Origin of the sequence: Streptomyces sp. CC0208, assembly GCF_003443735.1 — a bacterium.
In the GTDB taxonomy this organism is placed as follows: Bacteria; Actinomycetota; Actinomycetes; order Streptomycetales; family Streptomycetaceae; genus Streptomyces; species Streptomyces sviceus.
Genome location: NZ_CP031969.1, coordinates 5,208,545 through 5,229,802, shown reverse-complemented (window position 1 = coordinate 5,229,802; position 21,258 = coordinate 5,208,545). Strand labels below are relative to the sequence as shown.

Below are 21,258 nucleotides of genomic sequence, written 5' to 3'. Positions count from 1 at the left end.
AGCTCACGCACCGGCTCCCCCCGGACAGCGCAGAACCCGGCGCCGAGAAGTCCCCCGTGACTTCTCGGCGCCGGGCGTTCCCCCGTTCCCCGTCCCCCATCCCCCGTCCCCCGTCCCCAGGGGTGGCTACTCGGTCGCGATCGCGTTCAGGACGTTCATCCGGCCCGCCCGGAACGCCGGGACGAGGGCGGCGAACAGGCCCACGAAGGCCGAGCCGATGAACACCGCGATGATCGTCGGCCAGGGGATGTCCAGGACCTTCAGGCCCTCCAGGGCGAGGAGCTTCTGGGCGGTCGCGCCCCAGCCCATGCCCAGACCCAGCCCCAGCAGTGCGCCGAAGAGCGCGATCACCACCGACTCCATGCGGATCATCCGCCGCAGCTGGCGCCGCGAGAGGCCGATCGCCCGCATGAGGCCGATCTCCCGGGTCCGCTCGACCACCGAGAGCGCCAGGGTGTTCACGACACCCAGGATCGCGACGATGATCGCGAGGGCCAGCAGGCCGTAGATCATGTTCAGGAGCTGGCCGATCTGGTCCTTGAACGCCTCCTTGTAGTCGGTCTGGTCGCGCACGGTGTACTGCGGGTAGTCGTGCATCGCCGACTTCAGGGACTTGTAGGCGGCGTCCTGCTGCCCGTCCTTGGCGTTGGCGAAGACCAGCTGGTCGAGCGGCATCTTGTCGGCCGGCACGTACTTGGCGAGCGTGGCGATGGAGATGTACTTCGAGCCCGCGTCGATGACGACGTCGCTGCTGGTGATCGCCCGGACCGTGAGGTTCGCGGTCGCACCGTCCTTGAAGGCCACCTTGATCTTGGAGCCCAGGTGGATGCCGTGCGCCTTGGCGAACTTCTCGTGCACGGACATCGAGTCGGGCTTGTAGGCGTCGGCGAGCTTGCCCGCCACCGTCTTGGTCCGCAGGTCGGTCGCGTACGTCGGGTCGGCCGCCGTGACGTCGGTGTCCTTGAGCGTCTTGCCGTCGGGGGTCGTGTAGTCGGCCTCCGCGATCTTGTACTCGGTGACGTGCGCCAGGCCCGGCGTGTCCTTCATGGCTTTCACCGCCGCCGGGGTGACCAACTGCCCGTTGTCGGACTGGACGATGAAGTCGGTGCCGACCGTCTTGTCGAGCTCGTCCGTCGCCGAGGCGACCATGGACGAGCCGACGACCGCCAGACAGGCGACCAGCGCGAGGCCGATCATCAGGGCGGCGCCCGTGGCACCGGTACGGCGCGGGTTGCGCAGGGCGTTGCGCTCGGCCAGGCGGCCGATCGGACCGAACATCCTGAGGACGAGCGCGCCCAGGACGCGCACCACGACGCCCGCGAGGAGCGGGCCGATCACGACGAAGCCGATCAGGGAGAACACCACGCCGAAGCCCAGCCAGGCGGAGCCCTCCTTGGCCTTGTCGGCGGTGGCGGCCAGGTAGAGCAGGCCTGCGCCGGCGCCGGTCAACACCGTGCCCAGCAGGGCCCGTACGCGGCCCGCCTTGGCGTCGGCCGGGGCGCCGGCGTCGCGCAGGGCGGCCATCGGGGAGACCTTGCCGGCGCGGCGGGCCGGCAGCCAGGCGGCGAGGACGGTGACGACCACGCCGAGGAGCAGGCCGACCACGGGGGTCGTCCAGGCGACGGTCAGGTCGCTGGTCGACAGGTGGATGCCCAGGGAGCCCATGAGCTTCATCAGCCCGACCGCGAGCCCGACGCCCGCGCCGACCCCCAGCACCGACCCGAACACGCCCAGGAGGAGCGCCTCGACGAGCACGGACCGGTTGACCTGCCCGCGGGAGGAGCCGACGGCCCGCATCAGCCCGATCTCCCTCGTCCGCTGGGCGACCAGCATCGAGAAGGTGTTGATGATCAGGAAGATGCCGACGAGGAAGGCGATCCCGGCGAAGCCGAGCATCGCGTACTTCATGACGTTCATGAAGCCCTCGACGTCCTTCTGGTTGGCGTCGGCGGTCTCCTTGGCCGTCTGCACCTTGTAGCCGCCGCCGATCTCGGCCGCGACGTTCTTCTTGAGCTGGGCGTCGGTGACCCCGGAGGCGGCCGTGACGTTGACGTTCGTGAACACGCCCGTCCTGCCGACCAGCGTCTCCTGGGCCGTCTTCGTGTCCAGGTAGAAGATCGCGGCACCGGGGTTGGTGACCTGGAAGGCGGCGACGCCGGAGATCTTCGCGGTGTGCGTGCCGATCGCGCTGATCACGCCGATCTCGTCACCGAGCTTCAGGTGGTGCTTGTCGACGGTGTCCTGGTCGACCATGACCTGGCCGGAGTTCTTCGGCGCCGTACCGGAGGTCACCTTCATGGTGCGGGCGTCGTTGCCGTTCCAGCTGCCGACGATGGTCGGGCCGCCGCCGGACGGCGAGAGGCTGTCCTTGTCGGCGTCCACGACGGTCACCGAGGTCGAGAAGACGGTCCCCTCCGCCGTCTTCACGCCCTGCGCCTTGCGTACCTCGCCGACCACGGCGGCCGGCATGACCGGCGGCCTGCCGTTGTCGGAGGTGGTCTCGCCGCTGTCGGAGGCGCCCTTGGCGCTCACCGTCACGTCCGAGGAGGTGGCCGCGAAGAGCTTGTCGAAGGTGGTGGACATGGTGTCCGTGAACACCAGCGTCCCGCAGACGAAGGCGACCGACAGCAGGACGGCGACGGCCGACAGGGCCATGCGTCCCTTGTGCGCGAAGAAGTTGCGCATGGAGGTCTTCATGACGGTCATGACGTGCGCCCCCGGGCGTCGAAGTCCTTCATGCGGTCCAGGACGGCCTCCGCGGTCGGCTTGTGCATCTCGTCGACGATCCGGCCGTCGGCGAGGTACAGCACGCGGTCCGCGTACGAGGCGGCCACCGGGTCGTGCGTGACCATGACGATGGTCTGCCCGAGCTCGTCGACGGAGCGGCGCAGGAAGCCCAGTACCTCGGCGCCCGCGCGCGAGTCGAGGTTTCCGGTCGGCTCGTCACCGAAGATGATCTCGGGACGCGCGGCCAGGGCCCGGGCCACGGCGACCCGCTGCTGCTGTCCGCCGGAGAGCTGGGTGGGCCGGTGCTTGAGCCGGTCCGAGAGCCCCACGGTGTCGACGACCCGCGCGAGCCACTGCTTGTCCGGCTTGCGTCCGGCGATGTCCATGGGCAGCGTGATGTTCTCGAGCGCGTTGAGCGTCGGAAGCAGGTTGAAGGCCTGGAAGATGAACCCGATCCGGTCCCGGCGCAGCTGCGTGAGCTTCTTGTCCTTCAGGCCGGTGATCTCGGTGTCGTCGAGGTAGATCTGACCGCTCGTCACGGTGTCGAGTCCGGCGAGGCAGTGCATGAGGGTGGACTTGCCGGACCCCGAGGGACCCATGATCGCGGTGAACTGCCCGCGAGCGATGTCCACGTCCACATGGTCGAGGGCGACGACCCGGGTCTCCCCGGACCCGTACGCCTTGACGACCTGCCGCGCCCGCGCGGCAACGGCCGTACGCCCGCCAGTGCCCCCGTGCCTGGTGATGGTTACAGCCGATGTCACGGTATGTCTCCTATATCGGTTAGTGAATGAACAGTCCGATCAGCAGTGGCGATCGGTTCGTTGCCTGGGTACGACGTTCAGTCTGGTGCCGCGGGACGTCCGGCGCGCTGGTGCTCAGCACCCTCTTCTACGGGGGAAAACCCCACCCCCGTCGATCCGGTCGTCCCTCCCCCACCGCTCCCCAGCGGCGTAAAGCCAGGTTAAGGAAGGCCCTTGGCCCTTCTCCTCCTCCGGCGGTACGAACCCTCCCCCAGCCCTGGTACGGAGGTACCCCTAGGGGCAGTCCACCGACAGGTGGAGACGATCTAGGGGTCGGCTCCACCCTCCGCCCCACCGACCCTGCACCCTGCCGCCACGTGAGGGGCAAGTGGGAGAGTGGTCGCCGGAAGATAGATGCAGGGGGAAGGAATCCGCGTGGACGACACGAAGCCGGCGATACGGGAGCCCGCGCGGCACGTCTCCACGAACCGGCGCGGGGCTGTCGTGGCGGCCCTCATGCTGGCGATGGCCCTGGCGGCCCTGGACGCCACCATCGTCTCCACGGCGGTCCCGCAGATCGTCGGCGACCTGGGCGGCTTCTCCGTCTTCTCCTGGTTGTTCTCCGGCTATCTGCTGGCCGTGACGGTGACCCTGCCGGTGTACGGCAAGCTGTCCGACACCTTCGGGCGCAAACCGGTGCTGATCGCGGGCTCGGCGGTGTTCCTGCTCGGCTCGCTGCTGTGCGCGATGGCGTGGAACATGGGGGCGCTGATCGCGTTCCGGATCGTCCAGGGGCTCGGCGGCGGGGCCCTGCAGGGCACGGTCCAGACGCTCGCCGCCGACCTGTACCCGCTGGAGGAACGCCCGAAGATCCAGGCCAAGCTGTCCACGGTGTGGGCGGTGGCGGCGGTCGCGGGCCCGGGGATCGGCGGGGTGCTCGCGGCGTACGCGGACTGGCGGTGGATCTTCCTGGTCAACCTGCCGATCGGCGCGGTGGCGCTGTGGCTGATCGCCCGTCACTTGCACGAGCCGCAGCGCGCCTCTCGCGACACGACGGCCACGCGCGCGCGTGTCGACTGGGCGGGCGCGCTCGCGGTGTTCGCGTGCGGAGGCGTGCTGCTGACGGCGCTCGTGCAGGGCGGGGTGGCGTGGGCGTGGCTGTCGTGGCCGTCACTGGGCCTGTTCGGCACCGGACTCGCCCTGGTGGCCGCCGTGGTCCTGATCGAACGCCGGGCGGCCGAGCCGATCATCCCCGGCTGGGTGTGGCGCCGCCGCACGATCGCCGCGGTGAACCTGGCCCTCGGCGCGCTGGGACTCCTGATGGTCGCCCCTACGGTCTTCCTGCCGACGTACGCCCAGTCGGTGCTCGGCCTCGCCCCGGTCGCCGCCGGATTCGTGCTGTCCGTATGGACGTTGAGCTGGCCGGTGTCGGCGGCGCTGAGCCAGCACGTGTACCGGCGCATCGGCTTCCGCAACACGGCGATGCTGGGCATCGGTACGGCGGCCCTGATCCTGTTCGCCTTCCCCCTCCTCCCCTACCCGGGGGCGGCCTGGCAGCCCACCCTGCTGATGCTGCTCCTGGGCGGTGCGCTGGGCCTGTTCCAACTCCCCCTGATCGTCGGGGTCCAGTCGACGGTCGGCTGGGCGGAACGCGGCACGACGACGGCCTCCGTCCTGTTCTGCCGCCAGACCGGCCAGACGGTGGGCGCGGCGGTCTTCGGCGCGGTCGCGAACGGGGTGCTGGCGAGCCGCCTGGGCGGCGCGAGCGATCTGGACTCCGTCACGCGCGCGTTGGACGCCGGCGCGGCCCCGGAGGCGACCCGCGCGGCCATCGCGGACGCGGTGCACGCGGTGTACGTGGGCGCGGGATGCGCGGCGGCCCTGGCGTTCGCGGTGCTGCTGGTGCTGGCGCCGCGGCGCTTCCCGGTCCTCGAGGAGCAGTGACCGGACCGTCCGCCCGGCACCTTCCAGCACCCCGCGTAAGGGGCCGAGCACACTGCGCCAGGCCCAAAAGTCTGAGTTAACCGGGGTAACACCGCAGGTCAGCGAAGTAAGCGCATACCGACCGATCAGTTTGTCGAAAGGGCTGTGCAACTACGAACCGCCGAGTAACGTGCGGGGCTCCGCTCCCCCTCCACCCCCCAGAACTCCCTGCGGTCCGCCGCGCCGGGCCCGAGCCACGCAAGGAGCACGGGATGTCCCGCGACCCGTCACAGCCGTACCCCACCTACCCCTGGCAGCCCCCCGCCCCACCGCCCGCACCGGCCCCGCACCCCTCGCGCCACCGCTCCCCGCTCGGCCACCACAGCGACCTGCGGATCCTGCGCAGCGCCTACCGCTGGCAGCGGCGCACCGCCACGCTCACCGCGCTCGGCTACTTCACGTTCTTCCTCGTGCTGTCCGCGTGCGCGCCCTCCTTCATGGCGAGCAGCCTCACCGACGGACTGCCCACCGGACTGGTCCTCGCCCTGCTCCAACTGCCCGTCACCTGGCTGGCGATCGCCGTGTACGAGCACACCGCGCGCCGCTACGTCGACCCGCTCGCGGACCGCATCCGCAAGCAGTCCGAGGTGGACGCCAGGCGAGAGGCGGCGGCCCGATGACCGGCTTCAGCGACTCCGCGCAGGCGATGAGCCTGGTGGCGTTCTCCGCCGTCGCCACCGTCACCCTCCTGCTGTGCGTGATGACCGGCCCGGACGGCGACGACCTCGACGAGTTCTACACCGGCTACAGCTCCCTGTCCGCCCTGCGCAACGGCCTCGCCATCGCGGGCGACTACATCTCCGCCGCGACCGTGCTCGGCACGGGCGGGGTCATCGCCCTGTGCGGCTACGACGGCATCGTCCTCGCGCTGAGCACGGTCCTGTCGCTGATGCTGCTGATGTTCCTGCTGGCCGAACCCCTGCGCAACGCGGGCCGCTTCACCATGGGCGACGCGCTCGCACGCCGGATGCCGGGACGTGGGGTGCGCGTCGCCGCGTGCCTGGTCACCCTCGCCGCACTGCTCCCGCTGATGCTGGTGCAGCTCGCCGGCGCCGGCCAACTGCTGGCGTTCATCCTCGGGTTCTCCGGCGACTCCCTGAAGACGGGGTTCATCATCGGCCTGGGCATCCTGATGATCAGCTACGCGGCCATCGGCGGCATGAAGGGCACCGCCCTCATCCAGATCCTGAAGATCGTCATGCTCCTCGGATCCGGCGCCGTGGTCGCCGTACTGGTCATGAACCGGTTCGACTGGAACCCGGCGGCACTGTTCGACACGGCGGCCCGGCAGAGCGGGGTGGGGCCCGACTTCCTGCAGTCCGGGCTGGAGTTCGCGGGCGGGCCGTATCCACGCGTCGACATGATCACCTCGCAGCTCGCGGTCGTCATCGGCGGGGCCTGTCTGCCGCACGTCACCATGCGCATGTACACCGCGTCCAGCGCCCGTCAGGTACGGCGTTCGATGTCCTGGGCGGTGTCGGCGGTGGCCGTGTTCGTCCTGGTCATCACGGTCGTCGGGGTAGGGGCGACGGCGATGATCGGGCGGACGGTGATCGCGGAGGCGGATCCGCAGGGCAACACGGCGTATCTGCTGGGCTCCCGGGCGGTGTTCGGGCCCGACGTGTCGACCGGTGAGACGTTTCTCTTCACCACGGTCACCACGGCGCTCTTCCTCACCCTGCTCGCCTCCGTCGCCGGCATGATCCTCGCCTGCGCCAACTCCCTCGCCCACGACGTGTTCGCCGCCCGGACGCCGTCGATGCCGCCGCAGCGCGAGATCCTGCTGGCCCGGGTGTCCGCGCTGGCGGTCGGCCTCCCCACGATCTTCCTCGCGACGCTGATCCAGCACCGCAGCCTTCAGCCGCTGGTGATCCTGTCCTTCTGCGTCGGCGCGTCCGCACTGGCCCCCGCGCTCGTCTACACCCTCTTCTGGCGGCGCTACACCCGAACGGGCCTGCTCTGCACTCTGATCGGTGGCACGCTCACGGTCCTGGCGCTCATGCCGGGGACGAACCTCGTCTCCGGGTCACCCGTGTCCGCCTTCCCCGAGGCCGACTTCAACTGGCTGCCGTTCACCACGACCGGCCTGGTGTCCATTCCGGCGGGCTTCCTGTTCGGATGGCTGGGGACGGTGGTCTCGGGGCGGCACAAGGCGGAGGAACAGCGCAAGCAGTACGAGGCGGTCGAGGGGTGGATTCTGGCGGGGGCCGTGCGGAGGGGGTGAGCCGGGGGCCCTGTCGGGTGCGGGTCGGTGGGGGTGGGGGTGAGCCGGGCTCGTCTGTCGGGTGCGGGGTGGTGGGGGCTGGTCGCGCTCACTCGGCGGAGCCGCATATCGACACAGCCCCGCGCCCCTGGGTGGGTGCAGGCGGGCGGCGTCAGGCCTGAGCCGCTGCTCCGGCTGCCCCGCCCGACGTCCCGGCCGTCCCGGCCTCCCGGCCTGGTCGACCCGGCTGTCACTCCGTCGCCGCTGTCCCCGTGAGTGCCGTCAGGCTGCTGCGTACGTGGTCCATCTGGGCCTGCACCTCGTCCCGGTGCTCCGCGTGCTTGCGCAGCACCCGCTCCGTCTCCTCGGCGATCCGCTCCTCCTCGGCCCGCGCCTTTGCGAGGATCTCCGCCGCACGCACGCGTGCGTCCTCCTCGCACTGCTCCACCGACGCCTCCGCCTCGGCGAACCCCCGCTTCGCCTCCGACAGTGCCGCCTGCGCCCGCGCCACCCGCTCGCCGACCCGCGCGTCCGCCTCGGCCGCCCGCTTCTCGTCGGCCTGCTCCACCTCGGCCCACCGCTCCGCATGCTCCCTGGCCTGCTCGGCGAGCATCGCGATGGTGCGCTGGCGTACGTCACGCAGCGCGACAAGAGCCTCCCCGCGCCCCGCCTTCACCTCACGCCGGGCGGTGACACGGATCTCGTCGGCCGCGGCGCGCGCGACGAGCAGCCGCTGACGGGCGTGCTCGTCGGACGCGGCGCGCACAGAGTCGGCGTACGCCTGTGCGGCATCCCGTACGCCGTCGGCGTGCGCCCGCGCCTCGTCCGCTAGGCGCTGCGCCTCCTGCCGCGCCCTCTCCCGGACGGCCTCGGCCTCCTCCTGACCCAGCTCGAAGAGCCGTCGCGCGCCCTCGCCGAGGGTCTCGTACGCCTGCGGGACCAGCGTGGACACGACCTCCCTCAGCTCTACCGCCTCGGCCTCCATCTCCCTGGCGAGCACGGTGAGCCGGGCGGCCCGTTCCCAGGCGGCGTCACGGTCCCGGGACAGGGCGGCGGCGTACGCGTCGACCTGTTCGGGGCGGTAGCCGCGCCCCCGTACGGCCACGAACCCCGGGGGCGACACCGGTGCGCTGCTCATCCTGGAATTCCTCTCCGCCGACAACACGAACGGACGCGAAATGATGATTTCGCGCACATCTTGATGTATCGGACGGAAATGTTCATAACGCGACACTCCGCACACCGACGACGGTCATCACGGATCGTCACATGATCGAGGAGATGCAAAAAGGGCCGGACCCGGTCACATGACCGGGTCCGGCCCTCCCCGCGCGAGTGGGTCAGCGGCGGCGGGGCGTCACAGCAGCCCATCCCACATCTGTTCGAGCAGCACCGACCACCAGCTCTCCGGCGAGCCCAGCGCCGCCGGGTCCAGCGAGGCCAGCTGGGCCTGGAAGTCGACGGTCCAGCGGCCCGCCTGCTCCTGGTTCAGGCCGAAGCGGAGCCGCCACATCCGGCCGAGCAGCGCCAGGCAGCGCTGGAACTCGGGCAGCCCCGTGTTCACGAACTGCGGCGGTACGGGCGCACCGCCCGGCCCGGCCTCCACGGGTACGGCGACGATGTTCGCCGTGCCGTACTGCACGCAGACCGCCTTGCCGAAGTCGCTGCCCATGACGAGGTACGAGCCCGCGTCGGAGGCCGGCTGCACCCCGCGCTCGGCGGCCAGCTCGGCCAGCGTCGGCACCGGCCGCCCCGGCTGGGCCTGCGCCCAGAAGAACGGGCCCATGTCGAACGGCAGCCCGGCCACGACCAGCGAGTGCGCGACGACCGGCGGCACGCCCTGGCGGTCCACCGCGACCTGCTCGAACCGGAAGATCCCCGGACCGAAGGCCCCGACCAGCTCCTGCGCCACACCCTCCGGCGGGATCGGCGGCGCGGCCTGGACCGGCGGCAGGGGGGCGCGTACCGGTGCCGGGCGCGCCGGGCCGTCGGCCACCTGGTGCAACTCGCCCTGGTGTGCCAGCAGTTGCTGCATGCCCTGCTGCCGGCTCGCGTGATCCGTGCCGTACGGGGCGATGCTCGCGATCCGCGCCTGCGGCCACTGCTCCCGGATCATCCGCGCGCAGTACGCCCCCGGCAGCTCACAGGACTCCAACTCGGTGTGGAGCTCCAGCACTTGGTCCGGGGGTACGTTCATGCCGCGCAGCTCGTGGAAGATCTGCCACTCCGGGTGCGGCGTCCCGGGCGCCGACCGCCGGATCAGCTGCTGCTCCGACCCGTCCTGCGCCCGGTACCGAAGCACGGCCTGGTACCCGGGCCCGACAGTGGGCTGCGACTGCTGGGGGTAGCCGTAGGCCGGGGGCGGACCGGGGGCGGGGTGCGCTTGCGCGGGGTGCCCCGGCATCGGCTGTCCCTGCGGCACCGGACCGGGGGAGGGTACGGCACCGGGAGGCGGGGGCGGCATCGTGCCGGGCGCCATCGGCTGCGGAGCGCCCGGAGCGGCTCCGGGGGCTTGCGGCGGCGGGGGCATGCCGGGGCCGCCCCCCGGAGGCGGTGACAACACGGTTTCCGCGTGATGCACGGCTCCTGGCGCGGTCCGGGGAAGCCCGGGGGGACCGGAAGGACCCGGAGGACCGGGAGGCTGCGGCGCGCCGGGGAACTGAGACGCGCCAGGCCCTCCCGGGGCACCGGGAGCACCCGGAAATCCGGACCCACCCGACGAGGGACCCTCGACACCAGGCGCCGACACGAACTGGGTGGGCACGTACCCGCCCCCCGGCGCCCCGGGAACGGGCGGCGGAGTCGCACCCCCGGGCTGCGCACCGGGCACCCCTGGGGGACCGGGCGGAGGCGGCGGGGTCGAACCCCCGGCCTGCGCCCCCCGCGACGGAGGCGCCAACCGGCTGGTGGCGACATCGGCGATGTCCCCGGCGCTCGGCGCGGGCCTGGGAGCAGCAGGGGCCCCGGACACCCCCGCCCCGGAACCACCGGGTCCCTGCGGATACCCGTACGAAGAGCCGCCCGGCGGAGGCGGAGTAGGCGAAGCAGCCGGCCCCGGAGCCTGCGGATACCCGTACGAAGACCCACCAGACGGCGCACCCCCCGGCGCCCCCTCCTCCTCACGCACCCCCGACGACGACCCGCCGCCCCTCGAAATCCGTGCAGTCCTGGAGTCCAAGGGCTCCGACACCTCAGCGATCTCCGAGGCCTCCGACACCTCCACGATCTCCGAGGCCGACGATGCCGACGAAACCCCCGCCGCCTCCCCCGCGCCGTCCCCGTCGTTCACCGGCGCCGAGAACACCGTGTCCGGCAACGCCACGGAAAGGTCCTCACCCCCGTTGGTGTCGGTCCCGGTCCACGGCCTCGCGGGCACGCCAGGCGCGGCACCCGCCCCGGCGATCCCCAACTTGTCCGCCGCGTCCTGCAACCACTCCGGCGGTGTCAGAAGGAACGACGTCTGGTTCAGATCGACCCGGGACGCGGCCGCACCGCCCGCTGCCGCTCCCGCGTCCCCGGCCCCGTCCTCCCGCCCGTACTCCTCCTCGTACCGGCGAATGACCTCGCCCACCGGCAACGAGGGCCACAGCGTGGCCTCCCCGCTGTCCCGGGCGATCACCAGCCGCTGCGCGCCCCCGTCCGAACGCGGCCCCTCCGCACGGTCCTCGGCCCACACCACGAACCCGAGGTCGAACTCCCGCACCCGCACCTCACGATGCTGGTACGACGGCACATCCCCGTTGATCCACTCTTCCGCGCGCTCCTGCGCCTGCGCGAACGTCACCATCGCTGAAGCTCACTCCCCCGACACGGAAGAAGACACGGGAACGGAACGGGCGAACCCGCCGTCCACCATCAGGTTCGCCACCGTCTCCAACTCCGGCGGATTACCGGCCAGTCGGGACAGGAACACGTCGAAGTCCGCACCGCAGGGCAGCAACAGCCGCTCCACGCGCTCGGCGGGCGGCATCGCAGGGTCGACGTCGCGTGCGTCGTCGTAGGCGCAGAACCAGACCGAACCGATGCCCTCGCCCTTCACCTTCACGGCCAGCAGACCGCCCTGGACGAAGCCCACACCGAGGTAGTCCTTCGTCAGATGGTCGCGCAGGCACTTGTTGACGTACACGAGGTCGTTGACCGCCGCCTCGTCACGCACCGTGAAGAACGGCTGGTCGACGAGGAGTCCCAACTCCGCGTCCAGCGCGGCCCCCACCGGTGCCGAGCCGCCCGCCGCCTTCAGGAAGGACCGGTACGCGCCCGGCAGCCGGTACCCGAGATCCTCCTCGACCCCCTGCACCTGCGACTCCGTCACCGCCACCGACGACTTCGGCAGCCCGAAGTGCGCCGGACGCGTCTCCTGCAACGGCCGCGTCCCGCGCTTGCTCTGGTCGACACGTGTCGTCGCGATCCCGCCGTGGTGCCGCAGCAGGGCCTTCACCTCGACCGGGATCAGTTCCAGGCGCCGCGAGGCCGCCACGTGGTGCCAGGTCCAGCCGTGCGGGGTCGCCACCGCCGGCACCGTGTCCCACAGCTCGTGACCGGTCGCCGCGAGCGCCGCGTTCGCGGACACGTAGTCCGTCAGCCGCAGTTCGTCGACCCCGAAACCCTCCGGCGGCTCGGCGATCTCCGCGGCGGCACGCGCGTAGGGCGAGAAGTCGGGGTAGCCACGCTCGTCCACCCGTACCCCTCTGGGATGACGCGCGGCCCGGACCGGATCCGGGAAATGCACGACCTGCCCGGCATAGGCCGCGTTCGGCGGCGCGGCTTGTTGCCCGAGCCGACCTGTCGTCATGGCGAAAGCCCCCTGCGGCGCTCTGGTACGACCCGCGGCGACCCCTTGGGCAAAGCAGGGCCACCACGCGCCGTATCGACTGTCTCGTCCGTCTCCACGCGTCAACCGCGCGCATCGCGGCGACCACTTGGATCGCGGTGCCGACAGCCTATGCGGTACGACGACACCGGTCACCGGGCACCGGCCAGGCCCTGTCCGCTTCCGTGACCAGCCGTCACCCCACCGTGACGGAGTTACCGAACACGGGCGTGTCGCACCGCCCCAGCTTCCGCACCAGCCACGCCATTTGGCAGTCTGTGACCTCCGGGGGGATGCTCGGGAGGGGATGACGATCATGAACACGACGCAGACGGGACCGCAGACAGGGCCGCACACGGGCACGACGACCGGCACCAGCGGCAGCCCGCACACCGGCGTCAACGGCGATCCCCGCATCGGCTGGAGCAGCGCCGAGAGACCCCACGCGCCCACCCTCCGCCACCGCCGCGACGGCATACTGCCCACCGTCGCCGCCGCCCTCTCCGTGCGCGGCGCCACCCTCACCTCCACCGCCGCCCGCGGCGACCAGGCCCCGCCGCTGCACCCGCTCGTCCAGGACTTCCTCGACACCCTCGGCAGCGACCGGCGCGACCGCTTCACCGGCCGCTGCGCCGAGACCATGCTCATATCGCGACACATCGCCGCCGCCGACGCCGCCCGCAGCAAGCGCGCCGCCCGCAAACCGATGACCAACGGCGAGGCCCGCCGCGCCCTCAAGCAGGCCAAACTCACCGCCCGCCGCATCCGCGAGGACGGTGACCCGCTGCACGGCAGCTTCGCCGCCCCCTGCCGCGCCTGCACCGCCCTCAGCGCCCACTTCGGCGTACGCATCGTCGACCCAACGGCGACCGGCGGCTGACACCCCCCACGCGCACGACCCGTACTCACGCACGAAGGCGCCCCCGCTCACCCCCGGCGCCCACCCATGACCTCGACGAACGCGAAGGGCAGATGCACCCCGACCGCACCGGTACCACCCGCTTCCCCGTCCCCGTCGACGCCGTGCTGCGCGCCGCAGGCTGGCAGCCCGGACGCTGGGACATAAAGCAGGCCGAGATCTGGGCCGACGCCCTGCGCGAGCACATCTCGCCCGCCGGACACCGGCACGCCGTGTTCCCGGCCGCCGTCGAGGCCTGGGCGGAGTTCGGCGGACTCCATCTGACCCCCGCCGGCCCCGGCCGCCAGGTCGCGCCCGCCCACCTCCACCTCGACCCGCTGCACGGGCTCCACATGGCCCGCACCCTCGCCGACCTCGGCCGCGCCCTCGACACCGAGGTCTGCCCCGTCGGCGCCGAGACCGACACCCAGGCGCTCCTCGCCATCGACGCCGAGGGCCGCGTCTACGCCCTCGACCACACCGGCGACTGGTACCTCGGCCCGGACATCGACCAGGCCCTCGCCGGTCTCGTCTCCGGCATCGAGCCCACCCGCCTCACCGCCGACTGACCGCAGCGACGGCGACGGCCCCACGACGGTCACGCCGCCGGAATCACCGCCGACACCCGGAACCCCCCGGCCTCCGTCGGCCCTGACACGAACACTCCGCCCAGCGCGGAGACCCGCTCCTTCATCCCCACCAGGCCGTTGCCCCCCGACGGCAGCCTGGCCGACGCGAGCGACGAGATCTCCGGCGGCGGTTCGTTCTCCACCTGCATCGCGATCTCCGACACCCGGTGCGCCAGGCGTACGTGCGTCTTCGCACCCGCCGCGTGCTTGTGGACGTTCGTCAACGCCTCCTGCACCACCCGGAACGCCGTCTGCTCGATCTGCGCGGCGTACGACCGCACGTCACCCTCCACCGACAGATCCACGGCCATCCCGGCCGCGGCCGACTGCCCGATCAGCGTCTCCAGATCGTCCAGGCAGGGCCCGTCGGCCTCGTCCACCGCCCGCGAGGCCGCCGCGGCCGCCGCCACCCCCACCGCGACGAGCGGCACCGCCGCCCGCTCGTGGCGCCCGGACCCGTCCCCGCTGCGCAGCACCCCGAGCATCTCCCGCAGCTCGGTGAGCGCCTGCCGGCCCATGTCCCCCACCAGGGCCGCGTTCTTCACGGCCTTCTCGGGATCCTTGCGGGCCACGGCCTGCAGGGCGGCCGCGTGCACCACCATCAGGCTCACCCGGTGCGCGACGACGTCGTGCATCTCGCGGGCGATCCGGGTCCGCTCCTCGCCTCGCGCCCACTCCGCCCGCTCCTCGGCGCGCTCGGCGAGCAGCTGGAGCTCCCGCTCGAGGTCGTCGGCCCGCTCCCGCAGGCTTTCCATCAGCCGGCGCCGAGCCCCGACGTACAGACCGAGCAGCAGGGGCGGTGCGGTCATCCCGATCGCGGTCGTGATCGACGCGAAGGGTACGAACCAGTCCCCCAGGTCCAGTTCGCCGTGCGCCATGTCCTGGCGCACCCGCACGAACATCACGATCAGCATCCCGACGAGGGACATCCCCGCCAGCGAGCCGATGATCCGGCGCGGCAGCTCGGACGCGGCGAGCGTGTACAGGCCGACGATGCCCATGAGGTAGCCCATCTGGGCGGGCGTGATGGCGATCGAGACGAGCACGACGGCGATCGGCCACTTGCGCCGGACGACCAGCACCGATCCCGCCAGCACCCCGAACACGATCCCCGCGGCCATCGGGATCCCCGCGTCGTCCGCGAACCGGATCCCCTCGAACGCACACTCCACCGCGGACGCCGACGCCAGGCCCGCGTCCAGCACCGCACTACGCCACCGTGCCCACCACCACGGCCCCTTCTGTGCCGCGGTGGTGTCTTCCCCCGTCGTGGTCATGCCTCCAGCCTACGTTCGGCCCCCGCAGGTTTTCCGGCGCATTTCGACGACTGGCCTACACCACATGGAGTGACCGATCGACCACGGGACCACGGCGGACGTCCGCGGGCGAGCCGATCTGTACCGTCGCATCAGGGGCGCCTGGTACGGCATAGTAGGAGCCGCCACTCGGCGACCTGACTGAATGTCCGGTTCCGTCGGGATCATTCCCCCGTGGTGTAATTGGCAGCACTGTGGCTTTTGGTGCCATCTGTCCGGGTTCGAGTCCTGGCGGGGGAGCCACACTCTGTTCGGGCCCTGACAGCTCTGTCAGGGCCCACTCCCATGTCACCCGGGAAACGCCCCGGTATCCTGCGGATGTCACCCTCCCCCTCCACAGCCGAAGGGCATCCCGTGAGCGCCATTCGCCCGGCAGCCGTCGTCGTTCTCGCAGCGGGTGAGGGCACCCGTATGAAGTCGGCCACACCCAAGGTCCTGCACGAGATCTGTGGCCGCAGCCTCGTGGGGCATGTGCTCGCCGCCGCCCGCGAGTTGGACCCCGAGAACCTCGTCGTGGTCGTGGGGCACGCCCGGGAGAAGGTCACCGCGCACCTCGCCGGCACCGACGCCGACGTACGAACGGCCGTGCAGGCGCAGCAGAACGGCACCGGCCACGCCGTCCGGATGGCCTTGGAGGAGCTGGGCGGCCGCGTCGACGGGACCGTCGTCGTGGTGTGCGGGGACACCCCGCTGCTGACCGGCGAGACCCTCAACGCCCTTGCCGCCACGCACTCCGCGGACGGCAACGCCGTCACCGTGCTGAGCGCCGAGGTGCCGGACGCGACGGGGTACGGGCGGATCGTGCGGGACGAGACCTCCGGTGCCGTGACCGAGATCGTCGAGCACAAGGACGCATCCGAGGCGCAGCGGGCGATCCGGGAGATCAACTCCGGGGTGTTCGCCTTCGACGGGCAGTTGCTCGCGGACGCGCTGGGCAAGGTGCGCACCGACAACTCCCAGGGCGAGGAGTACCTCACCGACGTGCTCGGGATTCTCCGTGCGGCCGGGCACCGGGTCGGCGCCTGCGTCGCGGGCGACCACCGCGAGATCGCCGGGATCAACAACCGGGTACAGCTCTCCGAGGCGCGACGGATTCTCAACGACCGGCTGCTGACCGGCGCGATGCTCTCCGGTGTCACCGTCATCGACCCGGCGACCACGTGGATCGACGTCACCGTCACCTTCGGCCAGGACGCCGTCGTCCACCCGGGCACGCAGCTGCACGGTTCGACGCACGTCGGCGAGGGCGCCGAGGTGGGTCCCAACAGCCGGCTGAAGGACACGGTCGTCGGAGCCGGTGCCCGGGTCGACAACACGGTCTCCGACAGTGCTCACATCGGTGCCGGCGCGACCGTCGGGCCGTACGCCTATCTCCGTCCCGGCACCCGGCTGGGCGCGAAGGGCAAGATCGGGACGTACGTCGAGACGAAGAACGCCTCCATCGGGGAGGGGACGAAGGTCCCGCACCTGTCCTACGTCGGGGACGCGACGATCGGTGAGTACTCGAACATCGGCGCCGCGAGCGTGTTCGTGAACTACGACGGTCAGGACAAGCACCACACGACCGTCGGGTCGCATTGCCGTACGGGTTCGGACAACATGTTTGTGGCGCCTGTCACGGTAGGGGACGGTGCCTACACCGCCGCAGGGTCGGTGATCACGAAGGACGTACCGCCCGGTTCGCTGGCCGTGGCCCGTGGCCAGCAGCGGAATATCGAGGGCTGGGTGGCCCGGAAGCGTCCGGGGAGCGCGGCGGCGAAGGCTGCCGAGGCGGCTTCCCGGGAGGGCGCGAGCGAGGACTGACCGGAAACAGGTGCGCCGAAGTCGTCGTACCGTGATAAGTGCACATCCGCACCCCCACCAGCTGAGACGGCCCGCCGCGCCCAGCGGCGTGTCTGTGGCCAGCAGGCTGAGACACCTCTGAGGAGACAGTGCTGTGACCGGGATCAAGACGACCGGCGAGAAGAAGATGATGTTCTTCTCCGGCCGCGCCCACCCCGAGCTTGCCGAGGAGGTCGCCCAGCAGCTGGGTGTCGGGGTTGTCCCGACCAAGGCCTTCGACTTCGCGAACGGCGAGATCTACGTCCGCTACCAGGAGTCGGCCCGTGGCGCCGACTGCTTCGTGATCCAGAGCCACACGGCTCCGATCAACCAGTGGATCATGGAGCAGCTGATCATGATCGACGCGCTGAAGCGTGCGTCGGCCCGCTCCATCACGGTCATCGTGCCGTTCTACGGTTACGCGCGGCAGGACAAGAAGCACCGCGGCCGTGAACCGATCTCGGCGCGGCTGATCGCGGATCTGATGAAGACCGCCGGTGCCGACCGGCTGCTGACCGTCGATCTGCACACCGACCAGATCCAGGGCTTCTTCGACGGGCCCGTGGACCACCTCTTCGCGCTTCCGCTGCTCGCGGACTACGTGGGCCGCAAGGTCGACCGGAACAAGCTGACGGTCGTGTCCCCGGACGCGGGCCGGGTGCGGGTCGCGGACCGCTGGTGCGACCGGCTGGGCGCGCCGCTGGCGATCGTGCACAAGCGGCGTGACAAGGACGTGGCGAACCAGGTGACCGTCCACGAGGTCGTGGGTGAGGTCAAGGGCCGGGTGTGTGTCCTGGTCGACGACATGATCGACACGGGTGGCACCATCTGCGCGGCCGCGGACGCGCTGTTCGCGCACGGCGCGGAGGACGTCATCGTGACGGCCACCCACGGTGTGCTGTCCGGTCCGGCCGCGGACCGGCTGAAGAACTCCCGGGTGGGCGAGTTCGTGTTCACCAACACCCTGCCGACGCCGGGCGAGCTGGGCCGGGACCTGGACAAGCTGACGGTCCTGTCGATCGCGCCGACGATCGCGAGCGCGGTGCGCGAGGTGTTCGAGGACGGTTCGGTGACCAGCCTCTTCGACGAGCAGTAAGGGTTCTGCAGAAGATCCTTTTGGGTACGGCCTCCTTCTCCGAGTAGACTGCTCCAGTTGCTCGGCGAGGGAGGCCGTACCTGTTCGCGCAGGTGTCGGCGGTCCGTTATCGACGCGCTCTTCGTAGCAGGCCGTTCGTGGCCGGGTGACCACGTCCGCTTTAGTTCTACGAGGAGTGATCCGCATGTCCGAGGTCAAGATCGCCGCCGAGACCCGTTCCGAGTTCGGCAAGGGCGCCGCCCGCCGTATCCGCCGTGACAACAAGGTCCCCGGTGTTCTGTACGGTCACGGTTCCGACCCGATCCACCTGACCCTGCCGGGTCACGAGCTGCTGCTCGCGCTGCGTACGTCGAACGTCCTGATCTCCCTGGACATCGACGGCAAGACCAACGAGCTGGCCATCCCGAAGTCCGTGCAGCGTGACCCGATCAAGGGCTACCTGGAGCACGTCGACCTCCAGCTGGTCAAGCGCGGCGAGCAGGTCAACGTCGAGATCTTCGTCCAGACCGAGGGTGACCTGGCTCCGGGCGCCTTCCTGCTGGAGCACGTCCTGAACGCGCTTCCGGTCGAGGCCGAGGCCACCCACATCCCCGAGTCCGTCACCGTCTCCATCGAGGGTCTGTCGGCCGGCGACTCCATCCTCGCCAAGGACATCCCGCTGCCCAAGGGCACCAAGCTGGCGGTCGACGAGGACACGGTCGTCCTCCAGGTCCTGGCCGCTCAGGCCGAGGAGTCCGAGGGCGAGACCGCCGAGGGCGACGAGTCCGCCGAGGCCTGAGCGACGGCCCTCGGGCCTGTCCGGCGGATCATGCCGACGTCGGCGGGACCCGCACCAGCCCCCGCTCGACCCGGCCTGTAGGCACGGATTCTCGCAGTCGGCCATGTGCCGAAGCGGCCCTGGCCGTCGTGCCGCCGCCTCCCCGGCGCCCGGCACCGCGGCAGCGATATACGCTCCAGCCGCCGCCCCCTGTTCGGGGGCGGCGGCTGCGGCATGTGCAGAGGAGAGATGGACGTGAGTACCCCCGCCAACGCCCCCTGGCTGATCGTCGGCCTCGGGAACCCGGGGCCCGAGTACGCGGGCAATCGGCACAACGTGGGTTTCATGGTGGCCGATCTGCTGGCCGAGCGGGTCGGGGGCCGGTTCAAGCGGGCCGGGAAGGCACAGGCGCAGGTCGTGGAGGGGCGGATCGGGCCGCCGGGGCCGGCGAACCGGCGGGTGGTCCTGGCGAAGCCGATGTCGTTCATGAACCTGTCGGGCGGTCCGGTGAACGCCCTCAAGGACTTCTACAAGGTGCCGGTCGCCAACATCGTGGCGATCCATGACGAGCTGGACATCGACTACGGCGTCCTGCGGCTGAAGCTGGGCGGCGGGGACAACGGTCACAACGGGCTGAAGTCGATGACGAAGGCGTTCGGGGCGGAGTACCACCGGGTGCGGTTCGGGATCGGGCGCCCGCCGGGCCGTATGCAGGTCGCGGACTTCGTGCTGAAGGACTTCTCGTCGAGCGAGCGCAAGGAGCTCGACTACTTCGTGGACCGTGCGGCCGACGCGGTGGAGGCGCTGGTGATCGAGGGTCTGGAGCGGGCGCAAAGCACGTACAACTCCTGACTTGTCCGCCGGTCCGCCGGACCCGAGTTGACCCCGCGCAGGGCCATGGCCAATGATCCCGGCCATGCCTGCCACGACCCTCACCTCCCGCCGGGCCTCGCTCGCCGCGCTGCGGTTCGGACGGCTCGCGTCGATGGGTGTGGTCGCGCTGCTGATCCTGGTCGCGGGGGTGTGGGCGTCCTGGGGCAGCGCGCAGTACGTGATGCTGACCAAGGGGCGGGAGCACGGCACGATCGAGGTGGCCCGGTGCGCGCGGGAGGTGTGCAGCGGCCCGTACACGCCGTTGTCGCACGGGTCCGTGGCGCGGGACCGGGTCGTCATCGAGAAGACGGTGGCGGTGCGCAAGGGCCGGACCTACCCGGTCGTGGTGAAGCCCGGCAGCGCCGAGGTCGTGCTGTCGGGGCGGGCCGGGGTGCTGTACGCGTGGGTGCCGATGGGCGGGGCGCTGCTGCTGGCGTCGGTGGTCGTGGCGGGCGGACTGCGCAGGACCCGGTTCGCGTGGGTGCTGGCGGGGTCGGGAATCGCACTGCTCACGGCGGCTTTCGTGACCATCTGACGACTTTCGCCGTTCACTGCTTCTGTGGAGAACCTGAGTGTTCTCTGTTCGTGATTGACCGGAGGTCAGTCACACCTGGATGCTGAGCCACACCCTCCACATCTTCCCGTTTCACTCTCGAAGATGGACTACTGCCCCATGCGTACCCGCACCCGCTTCGGCGTCCTGTCCGCCGTCGCCTCGGCGGCCTTCCTGGTCGCCCCGGTCGCCCACGCCACCCCTCCGGGTGACAACGGCACCGTGAAGATCCACGACGCCACCACCGGCGAAGAGCTCCGCAAGAACGAGCCGCACGTCTGCACCTTCTATCTCGACGCCTTCGGCTTCGACGCCGTCCAGGAGGTCGACTGGCACATCGAGGCCTGGGCCCCGACGGCCGACGTCAAGGGCGAGACCGTGAAGTCCGGCGAGATCACGCTGGACTCCGACGGCCACGGCCGTACGGAGGACCTGTCGCTGCCCGACGGTCACTACAAGCTGTTCTGGAACTTCGACGGAGAGAAGGGCGCCGCCAAGCACAAGGTGTTCTGGACGGACTGCGAGGACGAGGAAGGCGGCGGCGGTACGACGGCCACGCCGACGGCGTCGCCCTCCGGCACTCCCGGCTCGGACGAGTCCGCCTCCCCGAGCGCCGGGCCCAGTGAGTCCGCCGGCGCGTCCACCGAGCCCGGGGCCTCCCCGTCGGTGTCCTCCTCCGCTTCCGCGCAGGGTTCCACCGGTGACCTCGCGGAGACCGGCAACGGCGCTCCTGTCGGCCTGCTCTCGGGGGCCGCGGCCGCGCTGGTGGCGGCCGGCGGTTACCTCGTCGTCAGGCGGCGCCGGGCCTGACGTAGCAGCGAAAAGCGGTGCCCCCGAGTTTCCGGGGGC

The 21,258-nt window shown here is 71.1% G+C and carries 17 protein-coding genes and 1 tRNA gene; 12 read left to right on the top strand and 6 right to left on the bottom strand.

The features are described 5' to 3' along the window. Positions 1-126: 126 nt before the first annotated feature. Together D1369_RS24090 and D1369_RS24085 are read right to left on the bottom strand one after the other, a co-directional pair. The gene (locus D1369_RS24090; RefSeq protein WP_037900390.1) at positions 127-2,706 is read right to left on the bottom strand and encodes an ABC transporter permease; all 2,580 of its coding nucleotides are present in this window, start codon (positions 2,704-2,706) and stop codon (positions 127-129) included. Further along, positions 2,703-3,491 carry an ABC transporter ATP-binding protein gene (locus tag D1369_RS24085; RefSeq protein WP_007382591.1) on the bottom strand — a complete coding sequence of 263 codons (789 nt, stop codon included), beginning with the start codon at positions 3,489-3,491 and terminating at the stop codon, positions 2,703-2,705. The genes D1369_RS24090 and D1369_RS24085 overlap by 4 nt, the downstream gene beginning before the upstream one ends. 414 nt (positions 3,492-3,905) lie before the next feature. Here D1369_RS24085 and D1369_RS24080 point away from each other — a divergent pair, with 414 nt between their 5' ends. The 3 genes from D1369_RS24080 to D1369_RS24070 all read left to right on the top strand — a co-directional run bounded on the left by D1369_RS24080 (position 3,906) and on the right by D1369_RS24070 (position 7,677). Then, entirely contained in the window at positions 3,906-5,414 is a 1,509-nt protein-coding gene (locus D1369_RS24080) for an MFS transporter (RefSeq protein ID WP_086023205.1), read from the top strand. Between the two features lie 251 nt (positions 5,415-5,665). After that, positions 5,666-6,073: a DUF485 domain-containing protein gene (locus D1369_RS24075; RefSeq protein WP_007382593.1), complete on the top strand. Its 408-nt coding sequence runs from the start codon at positions 5,666-5,668 to the stop codon at positions 6,071-6,073. Beyond that, positions 6,070-7,677: a cation acetate symporter gene (locus D1369_RS24070; protein ID WP_007382594.1), complete on the top strand. Its 1,608-nt coding sequence runs from the start codon at positions 6,070-6,072 to the stop codon at positions 7,675-7,677. The genes D1369_RS24075 and D1369_RS24070 overlap by 4 nt, the downstream gene beginning before the upstream one ends. A gap of 229 nt (positions 7,678-7,906) precedes the next feature. On the opposite strand, the gene D1369_RS24065 is transcribed toward D1369_RS24070, so the two are convergent. From D1369_RS24065 to D1369_RS24055, 3 genes are all read right to left on the bottom strand, one after another. Continuing rightward, positions 7,907-8,794: a cellulose-binding protein gene (locus D1369_RS24065; protein ID WP_118082599.1), complete on the bottom strand. Its 888-nt coding sequence runs from the start codon at positions 8,792-8,794 to the stop codon at positions 7,907-7,909. 219 nt (positions 8,795-9,013) lie between these two features. Next, positions 9,014-11,443 (bottom strand): SUKH-4 family immunity protein, encoded by a 2,430-nt coding sequence (locus D1369_RS24060; protein WP_007382596.1) that lies wholly within the window; start codon positions 11,441-11,443, stop codon positions 9,014-9,016. 9 nt (positions 11,444-11,452) lie between these two features. Next, positions 11,453-12,448 carry an SMI1/KNR4 family protein gene (locus tag D1369_RS24055; protein WP_007382597.1) on the bottom strand — a complete coding sequence of 332 codons (996 nt, stop codon included), beginning with the start codon at positions 12,446-12,448 and terminating at the stop codon, positions 11,453-11,455. A 325-nt stretch (positions 12,449-12,773) separates the two neighbouring features. On the opposite strand from D1369_RS24055, the gene D1369_RS24050 reads away from it, so the two are divergent. Further along, on the top strand, positions 12,774-13,346 hold the full coding sequence (locus tag D1369_RS24050) for a YwqJ-related putative deaminase (protein ID WP_202477013.1): 573 nt from the start codon (positions 12,774-12,776) through the stop codon (positions 13,344-13,346). A 92-nt stretch (positions 13,347-13,438) separates the two neighbouring features. Then, positions 13,439-13,933 carry an SUKH-3 domain-containing protein gene (locus tag D1369_RS24045; protein ID WP_007382599.1) on the top strand — a complete coding sequence of 165 codons (495 nt, stop codon included), beginning with the start codon at positions 13,439-13,441 and terminating at the stop codon, positions 13,931-13,933. Between the two features lie 29 nt (positions 13,934-13,962). Here the strand turns inward: D1369_RS24045 and D1369_RS24040 are convergent, their stop codons facing one another. Next, entirely contained in the window at positions 13,963-15,270 is a 1,308-nt protein-coding gene (locus tag D1369_RS24040) for a histidine kinase (protein WP_007382600.1), read from the bottom strand. 207 nt (positions 15,271-15,477) lie between these two features. Here D1369_RS24040 and D1369_RS24035 point away from each other — a divergent pair. The 7 genes from D1369_RS24035 to D1369_RS24005 all read left to right on the top strand — a co-directional run bounded on the left by D1369_RS24035 (position 15,478) and on the right by D1369_RS24005 (position 21,219). Further along, positions 15,478-15,552: transfer RNA gene (locus D1369_RS24035), tRNA-Gln, on the top strand. Positions 15,553-15,663: 111 nt separating this feature from the next. Beyond that, positions 15,664-17,112, top strand: a complete 1,449-nt coding sequence (gene glmU, locus D1369_RS24030; RefSeq protein ID WP_007382601.1) for a bifunctional UDP-N-acetylglucosamine diphosphorylase/glucosamine-1-phosphate N-acetyltransferase GlmU — start codon at positions 15,664-15,666, stop codon at positions 17,110-17,112. 133 nt (positions 17,113-17,245) lie between these two features. Continuing rightward, positions 17,246-18,226, top strand: a complete 981-nt coding sequence (locus D1369_RS24025; protein ID WP_007382602.1) for a ribose-phosphate diphosphokinase — start codon at positions 17,246-17,248, stop codon at positions 18,224-18,226. 184 nt (positions 18,227-18,410) lie between these two features. After that, positions 18,411-19,004 carry a 50S ribosomal protein L25/general stress protein Ctc gene (locus tag D1369_RS24020; protein ID WP_007382603.1) on the top strand — a complete coding sequence of 198 codons (594 nt, stop codon included), beginning with the start codon at positions 18,411-18,413 and terminating at the stop codon, positions 19,002-19,004. Positions 19,005-19,232: 228 nt separating this feature from the next. Continuing rightward, a complete protein-coding gene (pth, locus tag D1369_RS24015) occupies positions 19,233-19,835 on the top strand; it encodes an aminoacyl-tRNA hydrolase (protein ID WP_007382604.1) in 603 nt (200 codons plus the stop codon). Between the two features lie 64 nt (positions 19,836-19,899). Further along, the gene (locus tag D1369_RS24010) at positions 19,900-20,391 is read left to right on the top strand and encodes a hypothetical protein (RefSeq protein WP_161263272.1); all 492 of its coding nucleotides are present in this window, start codon (positions 19,900-19,902) and stop codon (positions 20,389-20,391) included. Positions 20,392-20,529: 138 nt separating this feature from the next. Next, positions 20,530-21,219 carry an LPXTG cell wall anchor domain-containing protein gene (locus D1369_RS24005; protein ID WP_007382606.1) on the top strand — a complete coding sequence of 230 codons (690 nt, stop codon included), beginning with the start codon at positions 20,530-20,532 and terminating at the stop codon, positions 21,217-21,219. Positions 21,220-21,258: the final 39 nt, after the last annotated feature.